A 16,670-nucleotide genomic window follows, 5' to 3' on the forward strand; every position below is an offset into this window, starting at 1 on the left:
GGTATCAACATATCTGGCGTTGACTTTTGGCACGCTGTTGAGTTCTCAAGGAACGGACGCTTCCTTTGTACTCACCCTCTCGGGCTTTCCTCCGGGCGCTTCCCTTCGGTCTTGCGTTTCCGACTCTATCAGATCCTTTTCGATCCGATTCCCGGTCGGCGGGGTTTGTCGAATGCGTTCGGGCTTTCACTCGTCGGCCTTTCGACATTCACTACGTTAGCCGATTTCTCCGTGGGCTCATAATCGAGTCCCGCGAGTGTGAATTCAGGCATGCGGACATGCCGAATTCGCTCCCGCTGAGGGAAGTCGTAGGTAGTGGGTTGGCCGCTTCCGGTTGCAGGCGATTGCCCTACCCGGTCAAGCGGCTCGGGCTACATTACGCGTCTGCCCAAGGGGAGTCAACTTCGGCGCTTCCTGGGGACATGCGCCCGGTACGGGCTGACCGTCGGGTCGTCGGCGACCCAGTAGCGCCAGGGGTGCACGCCGCCTTCGCCGGCCACACCGGTCCTGGGCCCGTTGCGTACCTGGTCACCGGGGACGGGGGCGCCGGTCAGGATGCGCAGCGGAGTGTCCTCGGTCGTGCACGCGTCCGTGCCGTTCAGGGCGCGGTCCACGCCCAGGGCGGTGGCGAGGCGGGCCGGGCCTTTGGCCAGTTCCTTGTCGTTGCGGGCGGATTGCCGACGGGTCCGGGCCAGCTCGGCGCCCTCGATGATCTCGCCGGCGCGGAGCAGGACCGCGCTCGCCCTGCCCTCGGGACCGCACACCAGGTTCATGCAGAACCACATGCCGTAGGTGAAGTAGACGTACACGTGTCCGGGAGGACCGAACATCACGTCGTTGCGGGGGGTGCGACCGCGGTAGGCGTGGGAGCCGGGGTCGTTCTGACCGTCGTAGGCCTCCACCTCCGTCAGCCGGAGGGCGATCGGGCCGTCGGGGGTGCTGCGCACCAGGACGCGGCCCAGGAGGTCGGGGGCCACCTCGAGAATGGGGCGGTCGAAGAAATCCCTGGGCAGGGGCGTACGGTCGGGGCTCGCGATCATGCCGTCCGAGCGTAACGCAGCCGGGACCGTACGCGGGGTGGTCGGGGAGCGTCCGCCTTGCCAGGGTGTGGGGCGCGGAACCGGCCACGGCCGGATCGCGTTTGTAGGGATCGAGGGATTCACACGTAAGCCTGGAGAGGGAGAGACATGGCGTTCAAGAAGCTGCTCGCGAGCCTGGGGGCCGGCGGGGCTTCGGTTGAGACCGTGCTGAGCGAGGTCAACGTCGTACCGGGGGGTGTCGTCCAGGGCGAGGTGCGGATCCAGGGAGGGTCCGTCGACCAGGAGATCGAAGGGCTGTCGGTCGGGCTCCAGGCCAAGGTCGAGGTGGAGAGCGGCGACCAGGAGTACAAGCAGGACGTCGAGTTCACCAAGGTGCGGCTCGGTGGCGCCTTCCAGCTGAAGGCCGGTGCGGTGCACGCGGTGCCGTTCGGTCTGGAGATCCCGTGGGAGACGCCGATCACCATGATCGACGGGCAGTCGCTGCGCGGGATGAACATCGGCGTCACCACGGAGCTGGAGATCGCGCGCGCCGTGGACTCCGGTGACCTGGACCCGATCAACGTGCACCCGCTGCCGGCGCAGAAGGCGATCCTGGACGCGTTCATCGGTCTGGGCTTCCGCTTCAAGAGCGCGGACATGGAGCGCGGCCACATCCGGGGGACGCGGCAGCAGCTGCCCTTCTACCAGGAGATCGAGTTCTTCCCGCCGCAGCAGTACCGCGGGCTGAACCAGGTCGAGCTGAGCTTCGTGGCCGACGCACAGGCGATGGACGTCGTGCTGGAGATGGACAAGAAGCCCGGTCTGTTCAGCGAGGGCAGCGACACGTTCCGTTCCTTCAAGGTCGGGCTGAACGACTACCAGGGCACCGACTGGACGGCGTACCTCAACCAGTGGCTCTCCGAGGTCGGCAGCAAGCGCAACTGGTTCTAGAAGATCTAGGCTCGGTCATCTCTGCACCAGACCATTCAGGAGGTACCGAGGTGACCGAGCTGAAGCGGCGTCCGCTCCCCCATGACTTCCACCCGCCCGTGCCGTCGTTCACCGTCACGAGTGAGGACGTTCCGGAGGGCGGGTCGCTCAAGGACGACCAGGTCTACTCCGCCGGCAACACCTCACCGCACCTGCGGTGGGAGGGTTTCCCCGCCGAGACCAAGAGTTTCGCCGTGACGTGCTACGACCCGGACGCCCCGACGGGCAGCGGGTTCTGGCACTGGGTGGTGTTCGACATCCCGGCCTCGGTGACCGAGCTGCCGGCGGGCGCGGGCAACGGCGCGTTCGAGGGGCTGCCCCAGGGTGCCGTACAGGCGCGCAACGACTACGGCACCAAGGACTTCGGCGGTGCCGCGCCGCCGGCCGGGGACGGCCCGCACCGGTACGTGTTCACGGTGTACGCCGTGGACCAGGAGAAGCTCGGGCCGGATGCGGACGGCACTCCGGCGTTCGTGGGTTTCAACCTGCGGTTCCACACGCTCGCGCGGGCCCAGCTCATCGGTGAGTACGAGGTGCCGGCGGACAGCTGAGTGTTCCGAGCGTTCATGGAACGTTTGCCCGCCCCCGGTCTTGGAATGGATCAGGGGCGGGCATTTTTGTTGCCGGGGGGTGGCGGGGGCGCGTCCCTCGTCGGAGCAGCAGATATTGCGTTGTCCATCCCGGCGTGCCCGGCCAGAGTTGTTCCAGCCCGCCAGGGGGTGGGCCGGTGCGCACGGGAGGTGGGCTGTGATGCGGGACACGCTGGTGCTGAACGCGAGCTTCGAGCCGTTGTCGACGGTGACGCTGAATCGAGCCGTCGTGCTGGTGCTGCAGGACAAGGCCGTCGTCGAGCAGGCCCACCCCTCGCTGCGGATGCGCGGAGCCGCGCTGGACATACCCGCGCCACGGGTGATCAGGCTGTGCCAATACGTACGGGTGCCGTTCCGAAGACGCGCACCGTGGTCGCGGCGGGGGGTGCTGGTCCGGGACCGGCACCGGTGCGCGTACTGCGGGCGGCGGGCGACGACCGTGGACCACGTGGTGCCGCGGTCGCACGGCGGGCAGGACACGTGGCTGAACACGGTGGCCTCCTGTGCGGAGGACAATCACCGCAAGGCGAACCGGACGCCGGAGCAGGCGGGGATGCCGTTGCTGCGGAAGCCGTTCGAGCCGACTCCCGCGGATGCGATGTTGCTGGCGCTGGCCAGGGACGACTTCGCGGCGTTGCCGGAGTGGCTGGTGTTGGACGCGGCGTGACGGCCGCGCCGTCGGGGCTGGGGTCTTGTCGCCGGGCGCGGGCCGTCCGTGGCTGGTCGCGCCCACGCGGCGGAGCCGCACATCGATACCGCCCTACGCCCCTAGGGGCGTAGGGACTTCCCGACGTTCACAGGAACCGTCAGTCGATCGTCGGCTTCTCGCGGCGTTCCTGGGGCGGGACGCTCGCGCCGCCGTTGCCGCCTCCGCTGCCCGAGCCGCCGCCCAGGCCGCTGAGGTTGCCCATGGCGCCGGAGAGGCCCTTGAGGGCGTCGCCGATTTCGCTGGGGACGATCCAGAGCTTGTTGGCGTCGCCCTCGGCGATCTTGGGGAGCATCTGGAGGTACTGGTAGGAGAGCAGCTTCTGGTCCGGGTCGCCGGCGTGGATGGCCTCGAAGACCGTGCGGACGGCCTGGGCCTCGCCCTCGGCGCGCAGTGCGGCGGCCTTGGCCTCGCCCTCGGCGCGCAGGATCTGGGACTGCTTCTCGCCCTCGGCGCGCAGGATCTCGGACTGCCGGACACCTTCGGCCTGGAGGATCGCGGCGCGCTTGTCGCGGTCGGCGCGCATCTGCTTCTCCATCGAGTCCTGGATGGAGGTGGGCGGTTCGATGGCCTTGAGCTCGACGCGGTTGACGCGGATGCCCCACTTGCCGGTGGCCTCGTCGAGGACGCCGCGCAGCGCCGCGTTGATCTCCTCGCGGGAGGTCAGGGTCCGCTCCAGGTCCATGCCGCCGATGATGTTGCGCAGGGTGGTGACGGTGAGCTGCTCGATCGCCTGGATGTAGCTGGCGACCTCGTAGGTCGCGGCGCGGGCGTCGGTCACCTGGTAGTAGATGACGGTGTCGATGTTGACGACCAGGTTGTCCTGGGTGATGACCGGCTGCGGCGGGAAGGGGACGACCTGTTCACGCAGGTCGATGCGGTTGCGGATGGTGTCGATGAACGGGACCACGATGTTGAGGCCCGCGTTGAGTGTCCGCGTGTAGCGGCCGAAGCGCTCGACGATGGCGGCGCTGGCCTGTGGAATGACCTGGATGGTCTTGATCAGGGCGATGAAGACCAACACCACCAGGATGATCAGGACGATGATGACCGGTTCCATCGTGGGTGTCCGTCCCCTTCTCCGCCTCGGCGCTCCGGCAGATCCTTTTGACCAGGTCCCGTTGGGCCTGGCTGACCCTGACTACTGCTGATCTTACGGCTGTTGAGGATCTTGCTGGTCGAGTCTGTCAGACCGTCGTACGACGCGGGGGACGTTCGGGCCACTTGTGCACGACCAGGTCACATGATGACGGCCGTGGCCCCGTCGATCTCCACGACGTCCACTTCCTCGCCGGGCTCGAAGGCACGCCCGGTGTCCAGGGCCCGTGCCGACCAGATCTCCCCGGCCAGTTTGATCCGGCCGCCCGAGCCGTCCACCCGCTCCGTCACGACGGCCTGTCTGCCTCTCAGGGCGTCCACTCCCGTGGCCAGTTGTGGCTGTTGGGAGCGGTGTCGGGCGGCGATCGGCCGGACGACGGCGATGAGGGCGACCGAGACGAGGACGAAGACGAGTACCTGGACGACGAGGTCCGCGCCCAGTCCGGAGGCGACGGCCGCGGCGACCGCGCCGACGGCGAACATCCCGAACTCCGGCATCGCGGTCACGACGAGCGGGATTCCGAGCGCTGCCGCGGCGACGAGCCACCACACCCATGCGTCGATGTCGTTCACGCTGTCATGGTAGGTCCGTTGGGACCACCGGGGACAGGGCGCACGGGGGGCGGGTCAGGACAGCGGGAGCCCCTTCGCGGTCCACCGGTCCCCGGCCTGCTCGACGATGAGCGGGAGTCCGAAGCACCGGGACAGGTTGCGGGAGGTGAGTTCGAGTTCCAGCGGTCCGGCGGCCAGGACCTGGCCCTGACGGATCATCAGGACGTGGGTGAAGCCCGGGGCGATCTCCTCGACGTGGTGGGTCACCATGATCATGGAGGGCGCGATGGGGTCGCGGGCGAGCCGGCCGAGGCGGCGGACGAGGTCCTCGCGGCCGCCGAGGTCGAGGCCGGCGGCCGGCTCGTCGAGGAGCAGCAGCTCGGGGTCGGTCATCAGGGCGCGGGCGATCAGCGTGCGCTTGCGCTCGCCCTCGGAGAGGGTGCCGAACCTGCGGTCGAGGTACTCGGTCATGCCGAGGCGGTCGAGGAACGCGCGGGCGCGCTGCTCGTCGATGTCCTCGTACTCCTCCTGCCAGCCGGCGGTCATGCCGTACGCGGCGGTGAGCACGGTCTGCAGGACGGTCTGGCGCTTGGGCAGCTTGTCGGCCATGGCGATGCCGGCGACGCCGATGCGCGGGCGCAGCTCGAAGACGTCGGTGCCGGGCTTGCCGAGGGTCTCGCCGAGGATGGTGGCGGTGCCGGTGCTCGGGTAGAGGTAGCTGGACGCGACGTTGAGGAGGGTGGTCTTGCCGGCGCCGTTGGGGCCGAGGATGACCCAGCGCTCGCCCTCCTTGACCGACCAGGAGACCTGGTCCACCAGAGCCCGGCCCTCGCGGACCACGGATACGTCCTGAAGCTCCAGAACATCGCTCATGAGCGCGTTGTCTCCCCTTGCATTGTGGCCGGTCTCGGCTGTCGCGTACACCTGTGACTCGGGCCGCGGCGCCGGTGGGCGCAGGCCCCTCCAGGAAATCTACGCCACCGGTCGGCCGCACCGTTCCATCGGTCCGGTCCTTAGGGTGGGGGGATGCTCTCGGAACCACGCGCAGGGCGCCTTGCCGCCTGGGGAAATGCCCTTATTGCCCATATGGTCTCGCCGGACGACGCCGCGGTCGCGGTCGTGGGCGAGGACGCGGTGCACCGGGTGGAGGGGCTGCCGGGTGAAGACGCCCCGGTCGGTCTCACCCTGGCGCTGGGGCGGCTGCGGGCGCTCGGGGCGTCCGGGTTGCGGGTCGCGCTGCCCGCGCCGGGGCATCCGCTGGGGCTGAGCGGGCCGCCGGAGTTCAACGCCCGGGCGCTGGAGGCCGAGGAGGCGGTGATCTGCGAGGGGGCCGCGCTGGGGCTGGTGCCGGAGGTGTACGAGGCGGGGCCCGAGGGTGACGTGCATGTCGAGGTCGTGTGGCACTGCCTGCCGGTGCGGGAGGCGCCGCCGGCGGACGTGCCCTCGCTCGGGGAGGCGGAGCGGGAGCTGGCGGAGGCGTTGCGGGACGCGACCGAGCTGCTGACGCGGCTCGACGTCGCCGGGTCGGGGCCGGTGGCGGAGGCCGCGGTCGCGGCCTATCGCGCGCGGGCGGAGCGGGGGCGGGAGGTGCTGGCGCCGGGGTATCCGCCGCGGGCGGTGCGGGTGCTGGAGCTGGCGCAGCGGGTGGGGATGCTGGTGTCGCTGGCGTCCGAGAACGGGCACGGGGGTGCGGTGAGCGCGTCCGAGATGGCCGCGCGGGGGGAGGCGTTGCGGCCGGTGGAGCGAGTGGCTCGGCGGGCGCAGGTCGCGGCGTACAACTCCGTCGTGGTGGAGCGGGGGATGCGGTGACCGTTTCTCCGGCTGAGGCTCCGTGCTGCTGCGACCGCCCGGGGGCTGCGCCCCCAGAGCCCGCCTTCGGCCCTGACCCGGCCTCGTCCTCAAGAGCCGGACGGGCTGGTTGATGCCGATGCGGCCTCCCAGGAGTCCCGGGAGGCCGCAGGCATCGTTGGCGACTGGGGTCAGTGGTTGACGCCGAGGTTGCCGAAGGCCGGGTTGAGGACGCCGATGACGTTGACGCTGTTGCCGACGGCGTTGACCGGGATGTGGATCGGCGCCTGGACCAGGTTGCCGGAGGCGACGCCCGGGGAGCCGATGGCCTCGCCGTGGGCGTGGGAGCCGCCGTCGGTGGCGGAGGCCATGCCCGCACCGGCGGCGATCAGGCCGCCGGCCACCATCGTCACGGCCGCTGCCTTCTTCAGGTTCTTCACTTACAAGCCCTCCTTGCGATCACCGCGGCAGTCGCCGTGGTGCGCACTGAAGAACGGCCGGACCCCTCGAAGGATGCGCCATATGGGGGACATTCCCACGACGGTATGAATCTCCGACCGGAGGGGAACCCTCCGCCGTGCCGCCGCGTACCGGGTCAGCCCGCCACGCCGTGGCGTACGGCCCACAGGGCGGCCTGGGTGCGGTCCGCGAGGTCGAGTTTCATCAGGATGTTCGAGACGTGGGTCTTCACCGTCTTCTCCGAGAGGACCAGCGCACGCGCGATCTCCCGGTTGGAGCGGCCGTCCGCTATCAGGCCCAGCACCTCGCGTTCCCGCTCCGTGAGGGACCCGGCCCGGCCGGGCCCGGGGCTGCTCTCCTCCTGGCTCAGGAGGGCGCCGGCGATCTCGGGCTGGAGCAGGATGTGGCCGGCGTGTACGGAGCGGATGGCACCGGCCAGCGCGTCGGGGTCGACGTCCTTGTACACGTACCCGGCCGCGCCCGCGCGCAGGGCCGGGACCACGGTGCGCTGCTCGGTGAAGCTGGTGACGATCAGCACGCGCGCGTGGTTGTCCAGTTCCCGGAGCCTGCGCAGCGCCTCGACGCCGTCCATGCCCGGCATCTTGACGTCCATGAGGATCACGTCGGGTTTCAGCTCCTGGGCGCGGTCGACGCCCGCGGCGCCGTCCGCGGCCTCGCCGACCACCTCGATGTCGTCCTGTACCTCCAGGAAGGTGCGCAGTCCCCGGCGGACCACCTGATGGTCGTCGACGAGCAGCACCTTGATCGCCTCAGCCACCGGGAACCTCCATCTCGATCGTGGTGCCCTCGCCGGGCGCGGACCGCACGGTCAGCCGGCCGCCGGTGCCGCTCGCCCGGTCCCGCATCGAGACCAGGCCGAGATGGCGTCCGGCGCGGCGCACCGTGCGCGGGTCGAAACCGCCGCCGTCGTCGGTGATCCGCAGGACGGTTCCGGTGCCCCGCCGGTGCAGGGTCACCCGGACGTGCTCCGCCCCGGAGTGGCGCAGGGCGTTGTGCAGTGCCTCCTGGGCCACGCGCAGCATCGCCTCCTCCTGGGCGGCGGGCAGGGCCTTGACGCCGTGGCCGGTGAAGGTCACGCGCGCGGTGTGGGCGCGGTCGAGGACCTGGATCTGGGTGCGCAGGGTGGCGACGAGGCCGTCCTCCTCCAGCGCGGCGGGGCGCAGCTCGACGACGGCGGCGCGCAGCTCGTCGGCGGCCTCGGCGGCGAGCGTGGCGACCTGGTGCAGCTCGCCCTTGGCCCGCGCGGGGTCGCGGTCGACCAGGGCGGTGGCGGCCTGGGCGGTCAGGCGCAGCGAGAACAGCTTCTGGCTCACCGCGTCGTGCAGCTCGTGGGCGAGGCGGGAGCGCTCCTCGGCGATGGTCAGCTCGCGGCTGCGCTCGTACAGGCGCGCGTTGGTCAGGGCGATCGCGGCGTGCTGGGCGAGGATGCCGAGCAGTTCCTCGTCGTCCTGCGTGAAGCCGCAGGTACCCGTCGGTTTGGGGCAGTTCTTGTTCGCCAGGAACAGGGCCCCGAGCACCTCGTCGCCGTCCCGGATCGGCAGGCCGAGGAAGTCGACCAGTTCGGGGTGGGCGGAGGGCCAGCCGCCGAAGCGGGGGTCCTTGCGGACGTCGCCGAGGCGCTCGGGGGTGGCCTCGTGGAGCATCGCGGCGAGGATGCCGTGCTGACGCGGCAGGGGGCCGATGGCCTTCCACTGCTCGTCGCTGACGCCGTCGACCACGAACTGGGCGAAACCGCCGTGGTCGTCGGGGACGCCGAGGGCGGCGTACTGCGCGTCGAGCAGCTCGCGGGCCGAGGCGACGATCGTCTTGAGGACGTCGCGCACCTCGAGGTGCCTGCTCATGGCCAGCAGCGCGGAGCTCACCGCGGTGAGGCCGGACCGGGGGCCGTGACTCATGTCCTCAAGGTACTCGCGAGGGCCGGGGGCGGGATCGGCCCGGTGACGGGCGTCGCCTAGGGCGGTGGGACTAGGTCCGGGGTCCTGTCCGTCGGGCCTAGGGCGAAGGGCCCTCCCCGGTCGGGACCCGTGCCGGAGGTGACCGCCGGGGCCGGGTTCCTACGTTGGGACCACGCCGGCCGGACGGACGGCGGGGACGACGAAGGGGACGGGTGTCATGCCGGTTGCGATCATCACGGGGGCGTCCAGGGGGCTGGGCCGGGCGCTCGCCGAGGCCCTGGCGGCTCGGGGGTGGGACCTGGTGCTGGACGCCAGGAATCCCGAGGTGCTGAAGGAGGCGGCGACGGCGCTGGAAGCGTACGGCACGCGCGTGACGGCGTTGTCCGGCGACGTCACCGACTCCTGGCACCGGACCGGGCTGGTGACCGAGGCCCGGCGGCTGGGCGGCGTGGATCTGCTGGTCAGCAACGCGAGCGCGCTGGGCGCCGAGCCGCTGGTGCGGCTGGCGGAGCTGCCCCTGGAGGGCCTGCGGCGGGCGCTGGAGGTGAACGTGGTGGCCGCGCTGGGCCTGGTCCGTGAGGCGCTGCCGCTGCTGCGGGCGGCTCCCGCGGGCACGGTGGTGACGATCAGCTCGGACGCGGCCGCCGAGGCGTACGAGACGTGGGGCGGCTACGGGGCGTCCAAGGCGGCCCTGGACCAGCTGGCGGCGGTGCTGGGCGCCGAGGAGCCGGGGCTGCGGGTCTGGGCGGTCGATCCGGGCGACATGGCCACGGACCTGTACACGGCGGCCGTGCCGGACGACGACGATCCGCGGCCCGATCCTGCGAGTGTCGTGCCGGCGCTGCTGCGGCTGCTGGACGAGCGTCCGGCGAGCGGGCGCTACGGGGCTCCGGCGCTGCTGGAGGCGCGCTGATGTCGTCGCTGGCGGTACGGGTCCCGGAGGAGCTGTCGGCCCGGGTGCCGGTCGAGCAGCGGGAGCCGGGGCGCGACCGGGACGGCGTACGGCTGCTGGTGTCGCGCGGCACCGAGGCGTCGCACCACGCGTTCGCGGAGCTGCCGGGGCTGCTGCGGGCCGGTGACCTGCTGGTGGTCAACACCTCGCCCACGCTGGCCGCCGCGGTGGACGGCCGGGTCGGGCACGCGCGCGTGGTGGTGCACTTCTCCACGCGCGGGGACGACGGCCGGTGGGCGGTGGAGCTGCGGGAACCGGACGGGCGGGGCACCACGCGCGCGCGTACGGACGTGACGGGCGCCCCGCGCGCGCGTGCGGAGGGAAGGGGAGTGGAGGGGCGCGGGTGCGGTGGCTTGGCGGGGACGAAGGTGCGGCTGCCGGGTGGTGCGCGGCTGGTGCTGGAGGAGCCGCTGAGTGCGCGCGGGGAGCGGTTGTGGTGGGCGCGGGTGTCGGGAGCGGAGGTGCCCGCGCTGCTGGGGGAGCACGGGCGGCCCATTCGGTACTCCTACACGGCGCGGGACCAGCCGCTGTCCGTCTACCAGACGGTGTTCGCGCTGCCGTCCGCGGACGGGACGGGCAGTGCGGAGATGCCGAGCGCGGCACGGCCCTTTACGCCGCGGCTGGTGACGGAGCTGGTGAGCCGTGGGGTGCAGTTCGCGCCGGTGTCGCTGCACACGGGGGTGGCCTCGGCGGAGTCGCACGAGCCGCCGTATCCGGAGCGGTTCGCGGTGCCTCGGGCGTCGGCGCGGCTGATCAACGCCGTGCGCGCCGGTGACGGGCGGGTGGTGGCGGTGGGGACGACGGCTGTGCGGGCGGTGGAGTCGGCGGCCGGGGCCGACGGGGTCGTACGGGCGCGGGCCGGGTGGACGGATCTGGTGGTGACCCCGGAGCGCGGGGTGCGGGTGGTGGAGGGCCTGCTGACGGGGCTGCACGAGCCGGAGGCCTCGCATCTGCTGATGCTGGAGGCGGTGGCGGGGCGGGCCGCGATCGACCGCGGGTACGAGGCGGCTGTACGGGGCCGCTACCTGTGGCACGAGTTCGGGGACGTCCATCTCCTCCTGCCGTAGGAGGGCCACGGACACCCACTCACACTTTGCATTGCTTCAGCAACTAGCAGTGAGAATGACGAGGGGGCGATGTGAGCCCGCGCATAGGGCGCACGTCACGTACGAAGGGGAGTAGGAGAGCGACTCGTCCGTTTTGAGCGGGGCAGATGGTCCAATCTGTCCCGCTTTGCCGTTCCCTGATCCACTATCTCGGATCGTACGTCACACCTTTGCCTCCGGATTTTGCGGCCGCTAAGAATTGCACTCGTCGCTCAGCGCCGTGGGTTCTCCCCCGCGGCGTTTGTGCCGGAAGCACCAACTGTCCCCACCGGACGAGAGCGACCTCCGCGCTATTCGAAGAGGTCTATCCCGCCATGCTCAAGAACATCCTTCCCCGTGGTCGCAGTCGTTCCCTGAACCGCACGCACAAGATCGCGATAGCCGGTGTCGGCACGCTCGGCGCCGCCGCCGTCGCCTTCACCGCCGTCCCGGCCAGCGGTCAGACGACGACCACGAGCGAGGCCGCTCCGACGGCCAAGGTGGCGTACAGCACCAAGCAGATCCAGGACGTGCACGCCGGTGTCACCGGCCAGCTCGCCGGCGCGAGCCAGAAGGCCGCCGCCATCGAGGCCAAGCAGGAGGCGGCCGCCAAGAAGGCGACCGCCGCGAAGAAGGCCGCTGCCGAGAAGGCCGCCGCCAAGCGTGCGGCGAAGGAGACCACCAGCCGGTCCGCCAAGCGCACCGAGGTCAAGAAGGCCGCGCCGAAGTCCTACCCGGACAACCTCGACGGCTGGATCCGCGAGGCCCGGGCCATCATGAAGAAGCACGGCATCCCGGGTACCTACGAGGGCATCCACCGCAACATCATGCGGGAGTCCTCCGGCAACCCGAAGGCCATCAACGACTGGGACATCAACGCCATCAACGGCATCCCGTCGAAGGGCCTGCTCCAGGTCATCCCGCCGACGTTCAAGGCCTACCACGTGCCCGGCACCTCGAAGAACATCTACGACCCGGTCGCCAACATCGTCGCCGCGTGCAACTACGCCGCGGACAAGTACGGCACCATGGACAACGTCGACAGCGCGTACTGAGGTCGGCGCGGACCTCTTCGCGACGTCGCCGACGCCGAACCGTACGCCGAAGGGCGGCACCCTCCTGACGGGGTGCCGCCCTTCGGGGCGTGCGGGGGGCCTTCCGGCCCGCCGAATCTCGGCCTAGTTGCGCATGACCTCGGGCTCGTGCCGGCGCAGGAAGCGGGCGACGAAGAAACCGCAGATCACGCCGAGGACGATCAGCGCGGCCATGTCCATGCCCCAGGCGCCCACGGTGTGCTCCCACAGCGGGTCCGCCTCGGCGCCCTTCTCGGGCGGGCTGACCTTGTTGAAGTCCAGCGTGGCACCGGCCGCGGCGACCGCCCAGCGCGAGGGCATCAGGTACGAGAACTGGTTGACGCCCACCGCGTCGTTCAGGGCGAAGAGGCAGCCGGTGAAGACGACCTGGATGATCGCGAACATCACCAGCAGCGGCATGGTCTTCTCGGCGGTCTTCACCAGCGAGGAGATGACCAGGCCGAACATCATCGAGGCGAAGCCCAGCGCCATGATCGGCAGCGACAGCTCGACCAGCGTCGCGCCGCCCAGGACCAGCCCCTCGTCGGGAATCTCGCGGGTGGCGAAGCCGATCACACCGACCAGCAGGCCTTGGAACACCGTGATCAGGCCGAGCACGAAGACCTTGGACATCAGGTACGCGGACCGGGACAGGCCGGTCGCGCGCTCCCGCTCGTAGATCACCCGTTCCTTGATCAGCTCACGGACCGAGTTCGCGGCGCCGGCGAAGCAGGCGCCGACCGCGAGGATCAGCAGGACCGTGGTGGCGGTGCCGTTCGGGATGATCCGGCCGGTCTGCGGGTTCGCCGGGTTGGGCAGCAGGCCCTTGTCCGGGTCGATGAGCAGGCTCACCGCGCCCAGCACCGCCGGCAGGATCACCATCAGGGCCAGGAAGCCCTTGTCGGAGGCGATCACCGACACGTAGCGCCGCACCAGCGTGACGAACTGGGACATCCAGCCCTGCGGTTTCGGCGGCTTCATCGCCTGCATCGGCGACACCTGTACGGACTGCGGCGCGACGGCGTCGAGGTCCGCGGCGTACATCTGGTAGTGCTGCGAGCCCTTCCAGCGGCCCGCCCAGTCGTAGTCGCGGTAGTTCTCGAAGGCGGAGAAGACGTCGGCCCAGGTGTCGTAGCCGAAGAAGTTCAGCGCCTCCTCCGGCGGACCGAAGTAGGCCACGGAACCGCCCGGCGCCATCACCAACAGCTTGTCGCAGGTCGCCAGCTCGGCCACCGAGTGGGTGACGACGAGGACGGTGCGGCCGTCGTCGGCGAGGCCGCGCAGCAGTTGCATGACGTCACGGTCCATGCCCGGGTCGAGGCCGGAGGTCGGCTCGTCCAGGAAGATCAGCGACGGCTTGGTGAGCAGTTCCAGGGCGACGGACACGCGCTTGCGCTGTCCGCCGGACAGGGACGTGACCTTCTTGTCCTTGTGGATGTCCAGCTTCAGCTCGCGCAGCACCTCGTCGATGCGGGCGTTGCGCTCCGCACCGGTGGTGTCGGCCGGGAAGCGGAGCTTCGCCGCGTACTTGAGCGCCTTCTTGACGGTCAGCTCCTTGTGCAGGATGTCGTCCTGCGGGACCAGACCGATGCGCTGGCGCAGCTCGGCGAACTGCTTGTAGAGGTTCCGGTTGTCGTAGAGGACCTCGCCCTGGTCGGCCGGCCGGTAGCCGGTGAGCGCCTTGAGCAGGGTCGACTTGCCGGAGCCGGACGGGCCGATGACGGCGATCAGCGACTTCTCGGGTACGCCGAAGGAGACGTCCTTGAGGATCTGCTTGCCGCCGTCGACCGTGACGGTCAGGTGCCGGGCGGAGAAGGAGACCTCACCGGTGTCGACGAACTCCTCGAGCCGGTCGCCGACGATCTGGAACGTCGAGTGGCCGACACCCACGATGTCGGCCGGGCCGAGCAGCTGGGAGCCGCCCTTGGCGATCGGCTGACCGTTGACGTACGTGCCGTTGTGCGAGCCGAGGTCGCGGATCTCCATGCGCCCGTCGGGCGTCGAGTGGAACTCCGCGTGGTGGCGCGAGACCTGGAGGTCGGAGACGACCAGGTCGTTCTCCAGGGCACGGCCGATGCGCATGACGCGGCCGAGCGAGAACTGGTGGAACGTGGTCGGGCTGCGGTCCCCGTAGACCGGTGGCGCCCCCGCCGCGCCGCCTGATCCCTGCTGCTGGGGGAAGTGCGGCGCGGCCTGCTGCGGTGGCTGTTGCTGCTGCCAGCCGGCCTGCTGGGCCTGGTGCTGCTGCCCGTGCTGCGGCGACGCCTGCTGGGGCGACGCCTGCTGCTGGAACGGCTCCTGCGCGGGCGGCGCCTGCTGCGCCCAGCCCGCGTTCGCGCCCTGTGCGGCGTACGGCTGCTGCTGCGGCTGGGACCGCGGCGTCCCGGCCGGGGCCTGGGCGCCGGTCAGGCTCACCCGCGGCCCGTCGGTCGCGTTGCCGAGGTTCAGCACCGTGCCGGCGCCGAGCTCCATCTGCTGGACCCGCTGCCCGTGCACGAACGTGCCGTTGGTGCTGCCGTGGTCCTCGACCACCCAACTGCGGCCGTTGAAACTGATCGTGGCATGCCGCCAGGAGACCCTGGCGTCGTCGAAAACAAGCTCCCCCTGCGGATCGCGTCCTAGCGCGTATGACCGGGACGGATCGAGCGTCCAGGTCCGTCCATTGGATTCCAGTACGAGTTCCGGCACTCCATGCCCCACTGAGTTGTCCCCCGATGTGCTCCCGTCGCGGGGAGTCTAGGGATGTCGAACATCGGGGGGAACTATTTCAGGCTCGGGGCCCTGACCGAAAGTCGGGCCTTGTGAAGAGTGCGTAGGCGCCCATCGGCCGTACCCGTTGACGGGGTTGAAACCTGCCCGGAGAGTGGTATTCCACGCGAGGGGGACATGCGCGGCAACCTGACCGCGCAGCGGATCGGGGGGTCTGCCATGAACGCGTCCACGAGCGCCGGAACCGAGGGGTACGGCACCCGTGTGCCGTGGGGCGACGTGCTGCTGTCCGCGATCGCCTCCGTGAGCTGGGCGTTGATCGGCATGGCGGGCACGGCGGCGCTCGGCCTGCATCTGCTGGACGCGGACGCGGCGGGTTCGCTCGGGCCGATGACCGCGGCGGTCGTGGCGCTCGGGGCGGGCGGTTCGGTCACACCGGCCGGCGAGGTGTCCTCGTTCGGTCTGAAAGGGGCCCAGGCGCACACGGCCGTCGAGATCACGCCACTGGGGGTGGGCCTGGTCGGAGCGCTGTTCCTGGCGTTCTTCTTCCTGCGCTCCCTGCGGGCGGCCGGAGTCGTCGTCGCTCCCACCGAACTCCTCGCGCGCGTGGGCTCGGTGGTCGCGCTGTTCGTGGCGATGACGGGCGGACTGGCCTGGGCGGGGCACGACGTCGTCACGATCGACGGCGCCTCGCTCGGGCTCGACGACCTGCCCGGCGGGGGTGACGGCGGTGGCAGCGGTGGGCTGGAGATTCCCGGGCTCGGTGACGTGGGCGACATCGGCGGACTGCTGCCCGACCGGATCGGTGACCTCGTGGACGCCCGGGCCGCCGTCGGGTTCACCGTCGACACCGCGCCGACGGTGCTGGGCGGTCTCGTCTGGTGCGCGGGGGTGCTGCTGATCGCGTTGCTGGCCTCGCGCCGCACTCCGCTGCCGCGCGGGTGGGAGGCCGTGCACCGGGTGGTGCGGCCGGCGGTGTCCGCCCTGGTCACGGTGGCGTTGACGGCGGTGGTGGCCGGGCTCGCGGCGGCGGCCTGGGCGGCGGTCGGCGACGACCACCCCCGGCGGATCGCGGGGGCCGCGCTGCTGGGCGCGCCGAACGGGGTCTGGCTCGGCCTCCCGATCGGCCTGTTCGTGCCGTGGGACGGGCGGGCCACCGGTGCGCTGGTCGGGGTGCTCCCGGCTCCCCTCGACGACCTGCTCGGCTCCGGCACCGAGAGGCCGGTCTCGCTGGCGCGGCTGGCGGAGCTGGACGGGCGGGTGTGGCTGCTGGGGGTGGCCGCGGCGCTGATGATGCTGCTGGCCGGCGTGCTGACGGCGGTACGGACGCCGGTGGGACCCGACGACACGCGTCCACTCGTCTTCTCCCTGCGCTGTGCGCTGCGGCTGGGCGTCGCCACCTCGGTGACACTGCCGCTGCCGGCCCACCTCACCGAGGTGTCCGTGGACGCCTCCCTGTCCGTGCTCGGCATCGACGCCTTCGGCGCGGGCATCGACCTGCGCGGCCATCTCGGCGCGGCCCTGCTGCTGGGCGCCGCCTGGGGCGCGGGTGCGGGAGCCGCCGGGGCGCTGCTGGCGCGGGTGAGCGGGGCGGCGGGGACCCGGGCGACGGGCTTGGCACGCGGTGCCGGGGCGGTGCCGGAGGGCGGGGACGCGAACGCGGGCGGTCCGGCGTGGGCGGGCTCGCCCTCGGGACCGTACCGGCCGGGTACACCGCACCGGCCGCCCGATCC

General features: G+C 71.1%; 15 protein-coding genes and 1 pseudogene. 8 read left to right on the plus strand and 8 right to left on the minus strand.

The features are described 5' to 3' along the window. Positions 1 to 398: 398 nt before the first annotated feature. Positions 399 to 1,040 carry a DNA-3-methyladenine glycosylase gene (locus tag BZZ08_RS36265; protein WP_104636421.1) on the minus strand — a complete coding sequence of 214 codons (642 nt, stop codon included), beginning with the start codon at positions 1,038 to 1,040 and terminating at the stop codon, positions 399 to 401. Between the two features lie 147 nt (positions 1,041 to 1,187). Between BZZ08_RS36265 and BZZ08_RS36270 the strand changes: the two genes are divergently transcribed. From BZZ08_RS36270 to BZZ08_RS36280, 3 genes are all read left to right on the plus strand, one after another. After that, positions 1,188 to 1,970 (plus strand): sporulation protein, encoded by a 783-nt coding sequence (locus BZZ08_RS36270; protein ID WP_104636422.1) that lies wholly within the window; start codon positions 1,188 to 1,190, stop codon positions 1,968 to 1,970. Between the two features lie 50 nt (positions 1,971 to 2,020). Beyond that, the gene (locus BZZ08_RS36275) at positions 2,021 to 2,560 is read left to right on the plus strand and encodes a YbhB/YbcL family Raf kinase inhibitor-like protein (protein ID WP_104636423.1); all 540 of its coding nucleotides are present in this window, start codon (positions 2,021 to 2,023) and stop codon (positions 2,558 to 2,560) included. A gap of 199 nt (positions 2,561 to 2,759) precedes the next feature. Next, entirely contained in the window at positions 2,760 to 3,266 is a 507-nt protein-coding gene (locus BZZ08_RS36280) for an HNH endonuclease (protein ID WP_003977027.1), read from the plus strand. A gap of 139 nt (positions 3,267 to 3,405) precedes the next feature. On the opposite strand, the gene BZZ08_RS36285 is transcribed toward BZZ08_RS36280, so the two are convergent. The 3 genes and pseudogenes from BZZ08_RS36285 to BZZ08_RS36295 all read right to left on the minus strand — a co-directional run. Further along, positions 3,406 to 4,365 (minus strand): SPFH domain-containing protein, encoded by a 960-nt coding sequence (locus BZZ08_RS36285; protein ID WP_104636424.1) that lies wholly within the window; start codon positions 4,363 to 4,365, stop codon positions 3,406 to 3,408. Between the two features lie 179 nt (positions 4,366 to 4,544). After that, positions 4,545 to 4,976: an NfeD family protein gene (locus BZZ08_RS36290; protein ID WP_104636425.1), complete on the minus strand. Its 432-nt coding sequence runs from the start codon at positions 4,974 to 4,976 to the stop codon at positions 4,545 to 4,547. Between the two features lie 321 nt (positions 4,977 to 5,297). Beyond that, positions 5,298 to 5,828: pseudogene (locus BZZ08_RS36295) on the minus strand (ABC transporter ATP-binding protein); the annotation flags it as partial. A 153-nt stretch (positions 5,829 to 5,981) separates the two neighbouring features. Between BZZ08_RS36295 and BZZ08_RS36300 the strand changes: the two are divergent. Beyond that, positions 5,982 to 6,764: a hypothetical protein gene (locus BZZ08_RS36300; RefSeq protein WP_104636427.1), complete on the plus strand. Its 783-nt coding sequence runs from the start codon at positions 5,982 to 5,984 to the stop codon at positions 6,762 to 6,764. Between the two features lie 170 nt (positions 6,765 to 6,934). On the opposite strand, the gene chpE is transcribed toward BZZ08_RS36300, so the two are convergent. The 3 genes from chpE to BZZ08_RS36315 form a co-directional block, all read right to left on the minus strand. Further along, positions 6,935 to 7,183 (minus strand): chaplin ChpE, encoded by a 249-nt coding sequence (gene chpE / locus BZZ08_RS36305; protein WP_030184918.1) that lies wholly within the window; start codon positions 7,181 to 7,183, stop codon positions 6,935 to 6,937. Positions 7,184 to 7,338: 155 nt separating this feature from the next. Next, positions 7,339 to 7,980 carry a response regulator gene (locus BZZ08_RS36310; protein WP_104636428.1) on the minus strand — a complete coding sequence of 214 codons (642 nt, stop codon included), beginning with the start codon at positions 7,978 to 7,980 and terminating at the stop codon, positions 7,339 to 7,341. Next, positions 7,973 to 9,118 (minus strand): GAF domain-containing sensor histidine kinase, encoded by a 1,146-nt coding sequence (locus BZZ08_RS36315; RefSeq protein WP_104636429.1) that lies wholly within the window; start codon positions 9,116 to 9,118, stop codon positions 7,973 to 7,975. The genes BZZ08_RS36310 and BZZ08_RS36315 overlap by 8 nt, the downstream gene beginning before the upstream one ends. Before the next feature lie 217 nt (positions 9,119 to 9,335). On the opposite strand from BZZ08_RS36315, the gene BZZ08_RS36320 reads away from it, so the two are divergent. From BZZ08_RS36320 to BZZ08_RS36330, 3 genes are all read left to right on the plus strand, one after another. Continuing rightward, positions 9,336 to 10,031 (plus strand): SDR family NAD(P)-dependent oxidoreductase, encoded by a 696-nt coding sequence (locus BZZ08_RS36320; protein WP_104636430.1) that lies wholly within the window; start codon positions 9,336 to 9,338, stop codon positions 10,029 to 10,031. Continuing rightward, positions 10,031 to 11,137, plus strand: coding sequence for an S-adenosylmethionine:tRNA ribosyltransferase-isomerase (locus BZZ08_RS36325; protein WP_104636431.1), 1,107 nt, complete (start codon positions 10,031 to 10,033; stop codon positions 11,135 to 11,137). Before BZZ08_RS36320 ends, BZZ08_RS36325 begins: the two co-directional genes overlap by 1 nt. Before the next feature lie 353 nt (positions 11,138 to 11,490). Then, positions 11,491 to 12,210: a transglycosylase SLT domain-containing protein gene (locus BZZ08_RS36330; RefSeq protein ID WP_104636432.1), complete on the plus strand. Its 720-nt coding sequence runs from the start codon at positions 11,491 to 11,493 to the stop codon at positions 12,208 to 12,210. A 123-nt stretch (positions 12,211 to 12,333) separates the two neighbouring features. Here the strand turns inward: BZZ08_RS36330 and BZZ08_RS36335 are convergent, their stop codons facing one another. Continuing rightward, positions 12,334 to 14,916, minus strand: a complete 2,583-nt coding sequence (locus BZZ08_RS36335; RefSeq protein ID WP_198601896.1) for an ABC transporter ATP-binding protein/permease — start codon at positions 14,914 to 14,916, stop codon at positions 12,334 to 12,336. 240 nt (positions 14,917 to 15,156) lie between these two features. On the opposite strand from BZZ08_RS36335, the gene BZZ08_RS36340 reads away from it, so the two are divergent. After that, positions 15,157 to 16,670, plus strand: a 1,514-nt coding sequence (locus tag BZZ08_RS36340) for a streptophobe family protein (protein WP_198601897.1), incomplete at its 3' end; no start/stop codon positions are given.

It is taken from the genome of Streptomyces sp. MH60 (genome assembly GCF_002939385.1).
Lineage (GTDB): Bacteria > Actinomycetota > Actinomycetes > Streptomycetales > Streptomycetaceae > Streptomyces.